This window comes from Streptomyces sp. NPDC033221, from assembly GCF_055577005.1.
Map to the genome: position 1 here is coordinate 132,933 of NZ_JBVIQN010000023.1, position 14,883 is coordinate 147,815.

Annotated in this window: 6 protein-coding genes, 1 tRNA gene and 1 rRNA gene; 1 reads left to right on the forward strand and 7 read right to left on the reverse strand. The window is 70.4% G+C overall.

All coding sequences use genetic code 11. From position 1 onward, the window contains the following. Window positions 1–43: 43 nt before the first annotated feature. The 4 genes from ACZ53K_RS27285 to ACZ53K_RS27300 all read right to left on the reverse strand — a co-directional run bounded on the left by ACZ53K_RS27285 (window position 44) and on the right by ACZ53K_RS27300 (window position 10,625). The gene (locus tag ACZ53K_RS27285; RefSeq protein ID WP_468841388.1) at window positions 44–859 is read right to left on the reverse strand and encodes a helix-turn-helix domain-containing protein; all 816 of its coding nucleotides are present in this window, start codon (window positions 857–859) and stop codon (window positions 44–46) included. A 300-nt stretch (window positions 860–1,159) separates the two neighbouring features. Next, window positions 1,160–3,970, reverse strand: a complete 2,811-nt coding sequence (locus tag ACZ53K_RS27290; RefSeq protein ID WP_468841390.1) for a DNA translocase FtsK — start codon at window positions 3,968–3,970, stop codon at window positions 1,160–1,162. Between the two features lie 228 nt (window positions 3,971–4,198). Beyond that, window positions 4,199–4,858: a response regulator gene (locus ACZ53K_RS27295; protein ID WP_468841392.1), complete on the reverse strand. Its 660-nt coding sequence runs from the start codon at window positions 4,856–4,858 to the stop codon at window positions 4,199–4,201. 253 nt (window positions 4,859–5,111) lie between these two features. After that, window positions 5,112–10,625: a HAMP domain-containing protein gene (locus ACZ53K_RS27300; protein ID WP_468841394.1), complete on the reverse strand. Its 5,514-nt coding sequence runs from the start codon at window positions 10,623–10,625 to the stop codon at window positions 5,112–5,114. Window positions 10,626–10,911: 286 nt separating this feature from the next. Between ACZ53K_RS27300 and ACZ53K_RS27305 the strand changes: the two genes are divergently transcribed. Continuing rightward, the gene (locus ACZ53K_RS27305) at window positions 10,912–13,554 is read left to right on the forward strand and encodes a SpoIIE family protein phosphatase (protein WP_468841396.1); all 2,643 of its coding nucleotides are present in this window, start codon (window positions 10,912–10,914) and stop codon (window positions 13,552–13,554) included. An 82-nt stretch (window positions 13,555–13,636) separates the two neighbouring features. On the opposite strand, the gene ACZ53K_RS27310 is transcribed toward ACZ53K_RS27305, so the two are convergent. From ACZ53K_RS27310 to rrf, 3 genes are all read right to left on the reverse strand, one after another. After that, window positions 13,637–13,709: transfer RNA gene (locus ACZ53K_RS27310), tRNA-Thr, on the reverse strand. A gap of 108 nt (window positions 13,710–13,817) precedes the next feature. Continuing rightward, window positions 13,818–14,504: a DegT/DnrJ/EryC1/StrS family aminotransferase gene (locus ACZ53K_RS27315; protein WP_468841398.1), complete on the reverse strand. Its 687-nt coding sequence runs from the start codon at window positions 14,502–14,504 to the stop codon at window positions 13,818–13,820. A gap of 114 nt (window positions 14,505–14,618) precedes the next feature. Beyond that, window positions 14,619–14,735: ribosomal RNA gene (rrf, locus tag ACZ53K_RS27320) — 5S ribosomal RNA — on the reverse strand. Between the last annotated feature and the right edge of the window lie 148 nt (window positions 14,736–14,883).

The following is a 14,883-nucleotide window of genomic DNA, read 5'->3' on the forward strand; positions in this document are numbered from 1 at the left end:
TGCCAGGGTTGCCCCGTCCGCCCGGCGCCCGGGCCGGGCCTGGTCAGCCCGCCTGCGGGCCCGCCGAGTAGCTCAGCCGCTCGACCGCTCCCTTGTCGCCGACCTTCTCGATCTCCTTGCCGTTGACGAACAGCTGCACGACCCCGGCGTTGCCGACGACCAGGTCGATCCGCTTCTTGTCCGTGAAGGTCTTGGACTCGCCCTTCTTGAGCAGGCCGTCCTCCAGCAGCCGGCCATTGGCGTCCTTGGCGGAGATCCAGCTCTGCCCGTCCTTCGCGGTGATCTTGATGGTGACCTTGTCCTTCGGCACGCCCGCGATGGCGCTCTCCGAGGGCCCCGGACCGGGGACGGTGGTGGGCTTGGCCGCCTTGCCGGACTTGCCGGCGGCCGGCTTGGTCGGCTGCACCGGCGCCGCGGTGTTGTCCCCCTCGGCGACCGCGCTCCCCTTGCCGCCGCCGCTGAAGAGGGTGAAGCCCACGAACCCGACGACCACGACGATGGCCGCGACCATCGCCGCCGTCCAGTTCGGCCGGCCCCGCTCGGGCCGGATGCGCTCGGCCTCGAAGAGCGGCGCGGCGGGGGTCGGCTCGGGGCGTCCGCCGTGGTCCCCGTCGAACTGTGCGATCAGCGGTTCCGGATCGAGCCCGACGGCGCGCGCCAGCGTCCGCAGATGCCCGCGCGCGTAGACGTCGCCCCCGCAGCGCGAGAAGTCGTCCTGCTCGATGCCCTGCACGATGGGCACGCGCACCCGCGTGGTGGTACTGACCTCGTCGACGGTCAGTCCTGCGTCGATGCGGGCCTGCTGGATGGCGCGGCCGATGGAGGTCCGGTCGTCTTCGGAGGAGTTGCCGATGGACACGTGGGCGCCTTTCGAGCGTGAGCCACCTGCTGGAGGTTCAGTCTAGGGGTGTACCGAAAGGGTCGGGCAAGCGGAAGAACGGACTTTGTACGCCATCAGAAGGCCTCGTGGGACCGCCGGACGCCCGGTCCGGGTGCCGATGGTGAAACATCTTCCCATCACCTCCCTCAACTTGACGTATCGACGGAAGAAACGGTTGCTTACGATCTCTTGCGCATACCCGGGACCGCCCGTACGAGTGAATTCGAAGCGTGGCTCCTGGACTTCCTCCACTGCCGCCGCCCACCCGGGCGACGGCCTCTAGGAAGGCGTCTCCCCCCGGATGACCGCCAGTACGCCTTCCAGCTCGTCCGGCTTGACCATCACGTCGCGCGCCTTCGACCCCTCGCTCGGCCCGACGATGTTGCGCGACTCCATCAGGTCCATCAGCCGCCCGGCCTTGGCGAAGCCCACCCGCAGCTTCCGCTGGAGCATGGACGTGGACCCGAACTGGGTGGAGACCACCAGCTCGGCGGCCTGGCACAGCAGGTCCAGGTCGTCGCCGATGTCCTCGTCGATCTCCTTCTTCTGGGCCGTGCCGACCGTGACGTCCTCCCGGAAGACCGGCGCCATCTGGTCCTTGCAGTGCTGGACGACCAGCTGGACCTCGTCCTCCTGCACGAACGCGCCCTGCATGCGCACCGGTTTGTTGGCGCCCATCGGCAGGAACAGGCTGTCGCCCTTGCCGATCAGCTTCTCCGCGCCGGGCTGGTCGAGGATGACCCGGCTGTCGGCGAGCGAGGACGTCGCGAACGCCAGCCGGGACGGCACGTTCGCCTTGATCAGACCGGTCACCACGTCCACCGACGGGCGCTGGGTGGCGAGCACCAGGTGGATGCCGGCGGCCCGCGCGAGCTGGGTGATGCGGACGATGGAGTCCTCCACGTCCCGCGGCGCGACCATCATCAGGTCCGCCAGCTCGTCCACGATCACCAGCAGGTACGGATACGGCGACAGGTCGCGCTCGCTGCCCTCCGGCGGCTTCGCCTTGCCGCTGCGCACCGCCGCGTTGAAGTCGTCGATGTGCCGGTAGCCGTACGCCGCCAGGTCGTCGTAGCGCAGGTCCATCTCGCGCACCACCCACTGCAGGGCCTCGGCGGCCTTCTTGGGGTTGGTGATGATCGGGGTGATCAGGTGCGGGATGCCCTCGTACGCGGTCAGCTCGACGCGCTTGGGGTCGACCAGCACCATCCGCACCTCGTCCGGGGTGGCGCGCGCCATCACCGAAGTGATCAGGCAGTTGATGCAGGACGACTTGCCGGAGCCGGTGGCGCCCGCGACGAGGATGTGCGGCATCCGCGCCAGGTTGGCCGAGACGTAGCCGCCCTCGACGTCCTTGCCGAGCCCGACCAGCAGCGGGTGGTCCTCGCCCACCGACTCCGCCGAACGCAGCACGTCGCCGAGGTTGACCATCTCCCGGTCGCTGTTGGGGATCTCGATGCCGACCGCGGACTTGCCGGGGATCGGGCTGATGATCCGCACGTCCGGGCTGGCGACGGCGTACGCGATGTTCTTGGCCAGCGCGGTGATCTTCTCGACCTTGACCGCGGGGCCCAGCTCGATCTCGTAGCGGGTGACCGTCGGGCCGCGGGTGAAGCCGGTGACCGCGGCGTCGACCTTGAACTCCTGGAAGACGGTGGTCAGCGACTCCACCACGGCGTCGTTGGCCGCGCTGCGGGTCTTGCCCGGGCCGCCGCGGGTGAGCAGGTCCAGCGACGGCAGCGAGTAGGTGATGTCGTTGGACAGCAGCAGCTGCTCGGCCCGCGAGGGCAGCTCGCCGGACGGTTCCGGCGCGGCCTTCGTGAAGTCCGGCACCGGGCCCGAGGGCTTGTCCTCGTTGCCCTGGCCCGCGCCCCGGGCGGGCGGTACCGCGCCGCTGTCCTTCCTCTTCCCGGCCACGGGCCGCTCGTCGTCGCGGCCCCCACCGTCCCGGCGCTCGCCGGAGATGCTGCTGCTCAGGTCGGCGACCAGCGGTGACGGCTGGACACCGTGCAGGACCGCGCCGTCCAGCGAGGCGGCGGCCGCGGCGGCCACGTCGACCGCGTCCATGGGACGGTCGGCGGGCTGCAGGGGCGTACGGCGCCCGCGGCGGCGCTTGGCCAGCGCCGCCTCCTCTATGGCGTCCGGATCGTCCGTGAGGTCCTGGCCGCCGGCGCGCCGCGCCCCGCGCCCGGACCGGTCGCGCCAGTCCTCGGCGTACTCCTCGGGCTCCGCGGCCACCGGCTCGGGCTCGTAGACCTCGACCAGGCCCAGCCGGGCGCCGAGCAGCCGCAGCCGCTGCGGGATGGCGTTGACCGGCGTGGCGGTGACGACCAGCAGGCCGAAGACGGTGAGCAGCACCAGCAGCGCCACCGCCAGGGTCTGGCCGACGGTGAAGATCAGCGGTTTGGACGCCACCCAGCCGACATAGCCCCCGGCGTCCTGCATGGCCGCTATGCCGTCGCCCCGGCCGGGCGACCCGCAGGCCATGGCGACCTGTCCGAGGATGCCGATGACCAGGGCGGACAGGCCGATCACGATCCGTCCGTTGGCCTCCGGCTTCTCCGGGTGCCGGATCAGGCGCAGCGCGATGCCGCCGAGCAGTATCGGTACGACCAGGTCCAGGCGGCCGAAGGCACCGGTGATCAGCAGCTGCACGAGGTCGCCGACCGGGCCGCTGAGGTTGGACCAGGTGCCGGCCGCGATGACCAGGGCGAGCCCGAGCAGCAGCAGCGACAGTCCGTCCTTGCGGTGCGCGGGGTCCAGGTTCTTAGCGCCGCGCCCGACACCGCGGAACATCGCGCCGACGCCGTGCGCCAGCCCGAGCCAGCAGGCCCGCACCAGGCGGTAGACACCGCCGGTGGGCGACGGCGCGGGTCTCGGCGGCGCCTTCTTGGCGGCCGCCTTCCTCGCCGGCGCGCGCTTGGCCGGTGCGGTCTTCTTGGCGGGCGCCCTCTTGGCCGGAGCCGGCGCCCGCTTCGCCGGTGCTTTCTTGGCGACGGCCTTCTTGGCGGCGCCCCCGGGCTGTCCGGCGCGCTGCTTCGAGGGGCCCGCCGTGCTCTGGGAACCCTTGCCGGACGTACGTGAGGCCATGGTGACGAGATTACAGGCGACGGCCACAGTGACACGAGCGCTCGGGCCTTCACCCATTCGTGTCGCGCGGCGTACCGCGTACTTCACGCCGACGGCTCAGGACCTCGGCCGTACACACGGCTGGTGATGGCGCGTCAGGACCGCTCTCTGCCCGTGAACCCGCCGCCACGGCCCGCAGGCCGTCCAGCGGGCCGCTGGAGCGCCGTACGGCGCCACGCAAGGCGCGCCTCAGGAAGCGGCGTTGCCGGTGCCCGGCTCCAAGGCGTCCAGCGCCCGCCGCAGTCCGGTGAGCTTGCGTTCCAGATGCGCCGCCGTCGCGATGGCCGCCGCGTCCGCCGACTCGTCCAGCTGCTTGGACAGCGCCTCGGCCTGCTCCTCCACGGCCGCGAGCCGGGCGGACAGCTCGGCCAGCAGCCCCACCGGCTCCTTGGCCTCGTCCGCCGCGGCACGGCCGCTCTCCAGCTGGAGCCGCAGCAGCGTCGCCTGCTCCCGCAGTTGACAGTTCTTCATGTACAGCTCGACGAAGACCGAGACCTTGGCGCGCAGCACCCACGGGTCGAACGGCTTGGAGATGTAGTCGACCGCTCCCGCCGCGTAACCACGGAAGGTGTGGTGCGGGCCGTGGTTGATGGCGGTCAGGAAGATGATCGGGATGTCGCGGGTGCGTTCGCGCCGCTTGATGTGCGCGGCCGTCTCGAACCCGTCCATCCCCGGCATCTGCACATCGAGCAGGATCACCGCGAAATCGTCGGTGAGCAGTGCCTTGAGCGCTTCCTCCCCGGACGATGCCCGCACCAGTGTCTGATCGAGCGCGGAGAGGATCGCCTCCAGCGCCAGCAGATTCTCCGGCCGGTCATCGACCAGGAGGATCTTGGCCTTCTGCACCATGGCCCGTCCTCCTCGCCCCGGCAATGAACCGGACGCCGCCCCAGGGGGCGGCTCTGTCATGCCGCCCGTCCTTGTGCCGGTCATCGTAGCCGCACCCCGCCTGTCGCCACACCCTGTCACCGCGATGTCACTGTGCACGTAGCACAAACGCAGTGAGAGACCAGAAGGTTCCCCGAATACCGCTCTCCCACACGTGGTCGGCCACACTGAGTCAACATGCGGGGAACCTTACGAGCCTCATTTGACGAACGTGTCACCGCGTGCGCATCCATTGCTCCATCACCGTCAGCAGGTGGTCGGTGTCCACCGGCTTGGTCACGTAGTCGGACGCCCCGGACTCGATGCTCTTCTCCCGGTCGCCCTTCATCGCCTTCGCGGTCAGCGCGATGATCGGCAGCCCGGCGAACTGCGGCATCCGCCGGATCGCGGCCGTGGTCGCGTAGCCGTCCATCTCCGGCATCATGATGTCCATCAGGACCAGCACCACGTCGTCGTGCTGCTCCAGGACCTCGATGCCCTCCCGGCCGTTCTCCGCGTACAGCACGGACAGCCCGTTCTGCTCCAGCACACTGGTCAGCGCGAACACGTTACGGATGTCGTCGTCGACGATCAGCACCTTCTCGCCGTGGAAGCCGCCGTCGAAGCCGGACGACACCAGGTCCTGGCCGTTGCCGATCCAGGGTTCCTCGGCGGGCGCCGGCTGGGGCTCCGCGGCCGGCTGCGGAGCCGGCGGCGGGGTGGGCGCGGCCGGCAGCTCCGGACGCGGCCGCTCTGCGGCGACCGGACGCCGGCGCCGCCGGTTGAGCCCGGGACCGGTGCCCCGGGACGGCGCGGCACCGGCCTGCATGGCGTCCTCGGCGGCCTGCCGCCCGATCTCCGCGTCCCGCGCCTCGGCGTCCATCGCGAGCCCGCCGGCGACCAGTTGCGGGTAGCCCTGCGGCGGCAGCCCGCCCGGGTTGTGCGGCAGGTAGAGCGTGAAGGTCGAGCCGCGGCCCGGCTCACTGGCGGCGTGGATCTCGCCGCCGAGCAGCCGCGCGATCTCCCGGCTGATGGACAGGCCCAGGCCCGTACCGCCGTACTTGCGGCTGGTGGTGCCGTCCGCCTGCTTGAACGCCTCGAAGATCACCCGCATCTTGCTGGACGCGATGCCGATGCCGGTGTCCGTCACCGAGAACGCGATCATGTCGGCGTCCGGCTCGCGCAGCGCGCCGTGCTCCAGCAGGTGCTCGCGGATGTCCACCGGCACATCGTCGCCGGCCGGCCGGATGACCAGCTCGACGGCGCCGCTGTCGGTGAATTTCACCGCGTTGGCCAGCAGGTTGCGCAGCACCTGGAGCAGCCGCTGCTCGTCGGTGTGCAGCGTGGCGGGCAGCTCCGGGGAGACCCGTACGGAGAAGTCGAGTCCCTTCTCCGCGGTCAGCGGCCGGAAGGTGGCCTCGACGTAATCGACGAGCTGGACCAGCGCGATCCGGGTCGGGCTGACGTCCATCTTGCCGGCCTCGACCTTCGACAGGTCCAGGATGTCGTTGATCAGCTGGAGCAGGTCGGAACCGGCGCCGTGGATGGTCTCGGAGAACTCGACCTGCTTCGGGGAGAGGTTGCCCTCCGCGTTGTCGGCGAGCAGTTTCGCCAGGATCAGCAGCGAGTTCAGCGGCGTGCGCAGCTCGTGCGACATGTTCGCCAGGAACTCCGACTTGTAGCGCATCGAGACGGCCAGCTGCTCGGCGCGCTCCTCCAGCACCTGCCGCGCCTCCTCGATCTCGGTGTTCTTCACCTCGATGTCGCGGTTCTGCGCGCGCAGCTGCTCGGCCTTCTCCTCCAGTTCGGAGTTGGACAGCTCCAGCGCCTTCTGGCGGCTCTCCAACTCGCCCGAACGCTCCTTGAGTTGTTCGGTCAGCTCCTGCGACTGCTTGAGCAGCACCTCGGTCTTGGTGTTGACGGAGATGGTGTTGACGCTGGTCGCGATCATCTCGGCGATCTGGCTGAGGAAGTCCTTCTGGATCTGGGTGAACGGCTGGAAGGAGGCCAGCTCGATCACGCCGAGCACCTTGTCCTCGAAGAGCACCGGCAGCACGATCACATTGGCCGGCGGCGCCTCACCGAGCCCGGAGGCGATCTTCAGATAGCCGGAGGGCACGTTCTCCACCAGGATCGTGCGCTTCTCCGCCGCCGCCGTGCCGATCAGGGTCTCCCCCGGCCGGAACGTGGTCGGCATGGTGCCCATGGAGTAGCCGTACGAGCCCATCAGCCGCAGCTCGTAGGCGCCCGGCTCGCCGCCGTCCGCACCGATCTCGTTGCTGTCGCCGGGCTGCGCGGCGAGGAAGAACGCGCCGTGCTGCGCCGAGACCGCCGGGGACAGCTCGCTCATGATGAGCGTCGCCACGTCCTTGAGGTCGCGGCGGCCCTGCATCAGGCCGGAGATCCGGGCCAGGTTGCCCTTGAGCCAGTCCTGCTCCTCGTTGGCGAGGGTGGTCTCGCGGAGCGTGGAGATCATCGTGTTGACGTTGTCCTGGAGCTCCAGGATCTCGCCCGCCGCGTCCACGTCGATCCGGACGTTGTGGTCGCCCAGGGTCACCGCGGCGGCGACGGCGGCGATCGCCCGCACCTGGCGGGTCAGGTTGCCCGCCATCTCGTTCACCGACTCCGTCAGGTCCTTCCAGGTGCCGGCCACCCCGCGCACCTGGGCCTGACCGCCGAGCTGGCCTTCCGTGCCGACCTCGCGGGCCACCCGGGTGACCTGCTCGGCGAAGGAGGAGAGCTGGTCGACCATCGTGTTGATGGTCGTCTTCAGGGCCAGGATCTCGCCCCGCGCGTCGATGTCGATCTTCTTGGTCAGGTCGCCCTTGGCGATGGCCGTGGTGACCATCGCGATGTTGCGGACCTGGCCGGTCAGGTTGTTGGCCATCGAGTTCACCGACTCGGTCAGGTCCTTCCACGTACCGGCGACGCCGGGTACGCGGGCCTGGCCGCCCAGGATGCCGTCGGTGCCCACCTCACGGGCCACCCTGGTGACCTCGTCGGCGAACGACGACAGCGTCGTGACCATCGTGTTGACCGTGTCGGCGAGCTGCGCGACCTCGCCGCGCGCCTCGACCGTGACCTTCTTGGTCAGGTCACCGTTGGCGACCGCCGCCGAGACCTGGGAGATGTTGCGCACCTGGATGGTCAGGTTGTTGGCCATCAGGTTGACGTTGTCGCTCAGGTCCTTCCAGATGCCGGTGACGCCCGGGACCCGCGCCTGGCCGCCCAGCTGGCCTTCCGTACCCACCTCACGGGCGACGCGCAGCACCTGCTCGGCGAACAGCGACAGCTGGTCGACCATCGTGTTCACGGTCGTGACCAGTTCGAGGATCTCGCCCTTGGCGTCGACGGTGATCTTCTTCGACAGGTCGCCGCGCGCGACCGCGGTGGTCACCTCGCCGATGCTGCGCACCTGGGACGTCAGATTGTTCGCCATGAAGTTGACGGACTGGGTGAGGTCCTTCCACGTACCGCTGACGCCCTGCACCTCGGCCTGGCCGCCGAGGATGCCCTCGGTGCCCACCTCGCGGGCGACGCGCGTCACCTGGTCGGCGAACGACGACAGCTGGTCGACCATCGTGTTCAGGGTGTTCTTCAGCTCCAGGATCTCGCCCCGGGCGTCCACGTCGATCTTCTGCGACAGGTCACCGCGGGCCACCGCCGTCGCGACCTGCGCGATGTTGCGGACCTGGGCGGTCAGGTTGCCGGCCATGCCGTTCACCGAGTCGGTCAGGTCGCGCCAGACGCCCGCCACGCCGGGCACCTGCGCCTGGCCGCCGAGCCTGCCGTCCGTACCGACCTCGCGGGCCACCCTGGTGACCTGTTCCGCGAAGGCCGAGAGCTGGTCGACCATCGTGTTGATGGTGTTCTTCAGCTCCAGGATCTCGCCGCGCGCGTCCACGTCGATCTTCTGTGACAGGTCGCCGCGCGCGACCGCCGTCGTCACCTGGGCGATCTGCCGCACCTGAGAGGTGAGGTTGCCCGCCATGAAGTTGACGGAGTCGGTCAGTTCCTTCCACGTACCGCTGACGCCGTCCACCCGGGCCTGACCGCCGAGGCGGCCCTCGGTGCCCACGTCCCGCGCCATCCGGGTGACCTGGTCGGCGAACGAGGAGAGCTGGTCCACCATGGTGTTCACGGTGTTCTTCAGCTGGAGCATCTCGCCGGACACGTCGACGGTGACCTTCTGCGACAGATCACCGTTGGCCACCGCCGTCGTCACCTGCGCGATGTTGCGCACCTGGCCGGTGAGGTTGCGGAACGCGGTGTTGACGGAGTCCGTGAGGTCCTTCCACGTGCCCGCCGCGCCCGGCACCGCGGCCTGGCCGCCCAGCTCGCCCTCGACGCCGATCTCCCGCGCGACCCGCGTCACCTCGGCCCCGAAAGAGGAGAGCTGGTCGACCATCGTGTTGACGGTGTTCTTCAGCTCCAGCATCTCGCCCGCGACGTCGACGGTGACCTTCTGCGACAGATCACCGTTGGCGACCGCCGTCGTCACCTGCGCGATGTCGCGGACCTGGCCCGTCAGGTTGCGGAAGGCGTTGTTCACCGAGTCGGTGAGGTCCTTCCACGTACCGGCGGCGCCCGGCACCTGCGCCTGCCCGCCGAGCTGGCCCTCGGCACCGACCTCGTTGGCGACCCGGGTGACCTCGTCCGCGAACGTGCGCAGCGTCTCGGTCATCGTGTTGATCGTGTCGGCGAGCTGCGCGACCTCGCCGCGCGCGCTGACCGTGACCTTCTGCGACAGGTCGCCGTTGGCCACCGCCGTGGTCACCTGGGCGATCCCGCGCACCTGCGCGGTGAGGTTGCCCGCCATCAGGTTGACGGAGTCCGTGAGGTCCTTCCAGACCCCCGCGACGCCCGGGACCTGCGCCTGGCCGCCCAGCTCGCCCTCCGTACCGACCTCGCGCGCCACGCGGGTCACCTCGGAGGCGAACGAGGAGAGCTGGTCCACCATCGTGTTGACGGTGTTCTTCAGCTCCAGCATCTCACCGGCGACATGCACGGTCACCTTGCGTGACAGGTCACCCTTGGCGACCGCCGTGGTGACCAGCGCGATGTCCCGCACCTGCGCCGTCAGCCGGGACGCCATCGTGTTGACGGACTCGGTCAGGTCCTTCCAGGACCCGGACATGCCGCGCACTCGCGCCTGCCCGCCGAGCTTGCCCTCCGTACCGACCTCGCTGGCGACCCGCGTCACCTCGTCGGTGAAGGCCGACAGCTGGTCGACCAGACCGTTGACGGTCCGGCCCACCTTCAGGAACTCCCCGCGCAGCGGATGCGCCGAGCCGCCGTCCGAACCGCGCGAGCGCAGGTCCATCCGCTGTTCCAGATCGCCCTCGGACACCGCGGAGAGTACCCGGCCCACCTCGGACACCGGCCGTACGAGATCGTCGACCAGGGCGTTCGAGGCGTCGATGGCCGCGGCCCAGGAGCCCTCACAGGCTCCGGCCTCCAGCCGTTCCGTGAGTTTTCCCTCACGGCCGACGACCCGGCGCACCCGCGCCAGCTCTCCCGTCAGGTGCAGATTGCGGTCCGCCACCTCGTTGTAAACGGCGGCGATCTCCGACAGCGCTCCGTCGCCGGAGACCGTCAGCCGTTTACGGAAATTCCCGTCCCGCATCGAGACGAGTGCAGCCAGCAGCCGGTTCAGCGCAGCCGTATCCACCTCAGTCGTCCCGTTGCTCCGGGAACGTCCGCCTTTCGCGCGCGTGCTCGTGCCCCGCGCCGCTGCGCCAGACTCCACCGTGTCCCTCCCGCAGGGTCGACCGTTCTACCCGGGCTTCTCTTTGAGCTTGCCCAGTGTTTCACCATGGCCCAACCAGGCCATAACAGTTCGGCAGCATCGCATACCGTCCCGAGCATGATCGGGGCGCAAACAGACGTGACCGGCATCCGCACGCGCGGCGAAGGTAAGTAACCTGGCATCCGGCTGTCCACCCGCCCTGGCCGTCCAGCACGGGCAGTGGGCGAGCACACCAGGCTTTCGGAGGGGCGCCGCCATGGTGGGAGAGCAGATCACCGACACACGCATGAGGAGACCAGTGATCACCGCGCGGGCCGCTGCCACGTTCGAGCCGGTCGGCCGCTCGGTCGCCACCGCCCGCGCCTTCGTGCGCGACACCCTCCAGGGCTGGGGCTACGGCGACATCGTCGACGACGCCGTCGTCCTGACCAGCGAACTGGTCACCAACGCCGTCGTCCACGCGGGCACCGCCGCCGACGTGCTGTGCCTGCGCGCGGACGGCGGAGTACGCATCGAGGTCGCGGACCGCTACCCGGAGCGCGAGATCCCCCTGCAGAACGCCGGCCGCGCGTTCGCCCATCCGGATCGCGAAGGCGGCCGCGGGCTGCTGCTGTGCGGCGCGCTGGCCAGCCGCTGGGGTGTGGAGTACACCGCCTCGCAGAAGCACGTCTGGTTCCAGCTCGACCTGCCCGAGCGCCCGGCCGGCACCCGCTCGGCGGGCCCCGCCCTGCCCGTGGACGCGCTGCCGGTCGCCGACAGCCGGGTCCGCGTCGCCGTCGTCCAGATCGACCGCGGCGGCTGCATCAGCTTCTGGAACGAGGACGCGCGGGACCTCTTCGCCTACGACCCCGAGCAGGTCGTCGGCAAACCCCTCACCGACTTCGCCGCCTGGCCTCACACCCCCGGCACGGGCACCGGCATCGCCGAGGCGCTGCTGCTCTCCCGCTGGGAGGGCTCGTACGGCATACGGGGCGCGGACGGCCGGGTCGTCCCGGTGTACGCCTCCCACCTGCGCGTCCGCGACGCCGACGGCGAGCCGTACACCGTCTGCCTCCTGGTGCGCGACCACGAGCGCGCCGTCCTGCAGAGCCCGCTGCGCACTCCGGCCCCCGACCAGGCGGCCCAGCCGCCCGAGGGACGCGGCCCCGCCGACCCCTTCGAGGTGTTCATCGGCTCGCCGGCCCCCGACGACCTGGACGGCCTGCTCCAGCGCACGGTCGAACGCGCCCGCGACATACTCGACGGCGACGCCGCGTACCTCCTGCTGGCCACCGACGACGAGACCGAACTGGAGGTACGGGCCTCCACCGGCCTGCCCTCGGCCCGCCAGCGCTTCGCCCGGGTCCCGGTCGAGGCGGGCTCCGGCAGGTACGGCTCCGCCCGTATGCCGGCCGTCCACGAGGACCTCACCGCCGTCCCGGGCGCCGTTCCCCTCCTCTCCGGTACGGGCATGCGCTCCGTCGTCACCGTCCCCCTCAAGGTCGAGGGCCGCCTGACCGGCTCCCTGGGCGTCGCCGCCGAGGCCCCCGGCCGGTACACGAACGAGGAGGCCCTGCGCCTCCAGTTCGCCGCCGACCGCATCGCGCTGGCCGTCGAACGGGCCCGCCTGACGGAACTGGAACGGCTGCGCCGCGGCTCCCTCTCCTTCCTCGTCGAGGCCTCCGACCTGCTCGCCGGCACCCTCGACCGGGACCAGACGCTGGCCCTGATGGCCCAGATGACGGTCCCCACCCTGGCCACCTGGTGCGCCGTCTACACCGTCGCGGACCAGGCGTCCGAGCCGGAGCTGTCCTACGTACTGCACGAGGACGAGGACCGCATCGACGGCCTCAAGTCGCTCCTGATGAAGGTCGACCCGCCCGAGCCGGTGCCCACCCCCGGCGCCCGCCTCTGGAACGCGCCGACCGACGCCGCCCACGACGCGGCCCTGCGCACCTCCCTGCGCAGTCTCGGCCTGGGCCACTCGGCCCGCCCTTCCAGGGGCCCCGGCGCCACCCTGGCGACCGCCTCGGCGGTGGGCGGCGAGACCGTCGTACTGCCGCTGGTCGCCCGTAACCGCGTCATCGGGATGCTCACCCTCGGCAAGCCCAGCGAGGAACACTTCCGCCAGGAGATCCTGGAACTCGCCGAGGATCTCTCCCGCAGGGCCGCACTCGCCCTGGACAACGCGCGCCTGTATTCCGAGCGCACCGCCATCAGCCAGTCCCTCCAGCGCAGCCTGCTGCCGCCCGAGCTGCCCGAGGTCCCGGGCGTCGAGGTCGAGGTCATCTACCGCGCGGCCGGCGAGGGCAACGAGGTCGGCGGCGACTTCTACGACCTCTTCCCCATCCGCGACGGCGCGTACGGCTTCGCCATCGGCGACGTCTGCGGTACGGGCCCGGAGGCCGCCGCGGTCACCGGCCTGGCCCGGCACGCGCTGCGGCTGCTCGCCCGCGAGGGCTTCGGCGGCCCTGCCGTCCTGGAGCGCCTGAACGCCGCGATCCTCGATGAGGGCGCCCGCAGCCGCTTCCTGACCCTGCTGTACGGCGAGCTGTGGCCGCAGCGCGACGGCAGCGCCGTCCTGAAGGTCGTCTGCGCGGGGCATCCGCTGCCGCTGCGCCTGCGCCAGGACGGCTCGGTCGAGCCGGCCGCCGAGCCGCAGCCGCTGCTGGGCGTCATGGACGACCTGGAGCTGTACGAGCAGACCGTCACGCTCGATCCGGGCGACGTCCTGCTGTGCGTCACCGACGGCGTCACCGAGCGCCGCGAGGGCACCCGCATGCTCGGCGACGACGGCCTCGCGGACGTACTGACGACGTGTACGGGCCTGACCGCCGGCGCGGTCGCCGCGCGCATCCTGCGCGCGGTGGAGCGCTTCGCCGCCGAACCGGCGTCCGACGACATGGCCATCCTCGCCATGCGTGTCCCCGAGGTCGCGCTCAACGCGTGACCCGGGGGCCCGCCCGGCCCGCCCTTTCGGCTTTCACGACATGAGAAAGGCCCCCGCCACATGGCGGGGGCCTTTTCCTCTGAGCCCCAATACGGAATCGAACCGTAGACCTTCTCCTTACCATGGAGACGCTCTGCCGACTGAGCTATTGGGGCGCGGCAACGAAGAAAACTCTACCCGAACTCGTCCGATAAACCGAATCGCATACCGCTCATCCCGAAGAACGCCCGAACAGCCACACCACTCCCCCGCAAAAGGGACTATCAGCCGGCCGGCTGCAGCAGTCCGCCGAGCGCGTTGCAGGCCCCGGCCATCCTCTGCAGCTCGCGCCGCGACAGTTCGCCGCGCACGGGCAGCGCCAGCGTCTCGTCCACGGCCCGCTCGGTCTGCGGCAGGTACACGTCCCGCCGCAGCGCCGGCATCCGGTACACGGGCGCCGGTACGGGCACCTGGCACGCGACGCCCCGGGAGCGCAGGGCCCGCGCGAAGGCGTCCCGGTCCGGCCGCCCGTTCCCCGGGACCCGTACGACGTACTGCTCGTACGTGTGACCCGCGGCGGCGGGCGGGGTCAGCACGCCGGTCAGCCGTGCGTCCAGGTAGGCGGCGCGGTCCCGCCGACGCCGTACGGCGCCCTCGTCGGCCCGCCCGGCGCCGGGCTCGTCGGCGGCGACCACGAGCAGGCCGTGCCGCTGTCCGATCTCCCGTATCCAGCCCATGTCGGCGGGCCGGCCGAAGCGGTGCACGGCGACGACGGCGGCCGTCCGCGGGGTGACCGCGTCGGCGACCGCGGCCGGGTCGAGGCAGAGACTGTCCGCGTCCACGTCGGCGAAGACCGGCAGCGCGCCCAGCCCCATGACCGCCTCGGCGATCTCGGGGTTGCCGTACGCCGGCACCACCACCTCGTCGCCTTCACGGACACCGGCCGAGCTGAGCGTTCCCACTGTCCCCATGCCAGGGAGCCTGACCACATGAAGTGAACATGAAGTAACACGCCGCACTGCACCGTGAGAACAAAAAAGCTCCGGTCCCTGAACCAGAGGTTCAGGGACCGGAGCGGAAAAATTGTTCGGCGGCGTCCTACTCTCCCACAGGGTCCCCCCTGCAGTACCATCGGCGCTGAAAGGCTTAGCTTCCGGGTTCGAAATGTAACCGGGCGTTTCCCTAACGCTATGACCACCGAAACACTATGAAGATGAACTCCAGCCGGCAAGGCGAGTTCGTTACTTCAGAACTAACACAGTGGACGCGAGCAACTGAGGACAAGCCCTCGGCCTATTAGTACCAGTCAACTCCACCCGTTACCGGGCTTCCATATCTGGCCTATCAACC

Bases quoted from the DNA above. Each gene is read 5' to 3' on its own strand.
- ACZ53K_RS27290 (WP_468841390.1), bottom strand. From the start codon at position 3,970: ATGGCCTCACGTACGTCCGGCAAGGGTTCCCAGAGCACGGCGGGCCCC.
- ACZ53K_RS27295 (WP_468841392.1), bottom strand. From the start codon at position 4,858: ATGGTGCAGAAGGCCAAGATCCTCCTGGTCGATGACCGGCCGGAGAAT.
- ACZ53K_RS27305 (WP_468841396.1), top strand. From the start codon at position 10,912: ATGAGGAGACCAGTGATCACCGCGCGGGCCGCTGCCACGTTCGAGCCG.
- ACZ53K_RS27315 (WP_468841398.1), bottom strand. From the start codon at position 14,504: ATGGGGACAGTGGGAACGCTCAGCTCGGCCGGTGTCCGTGAAGGCGAC.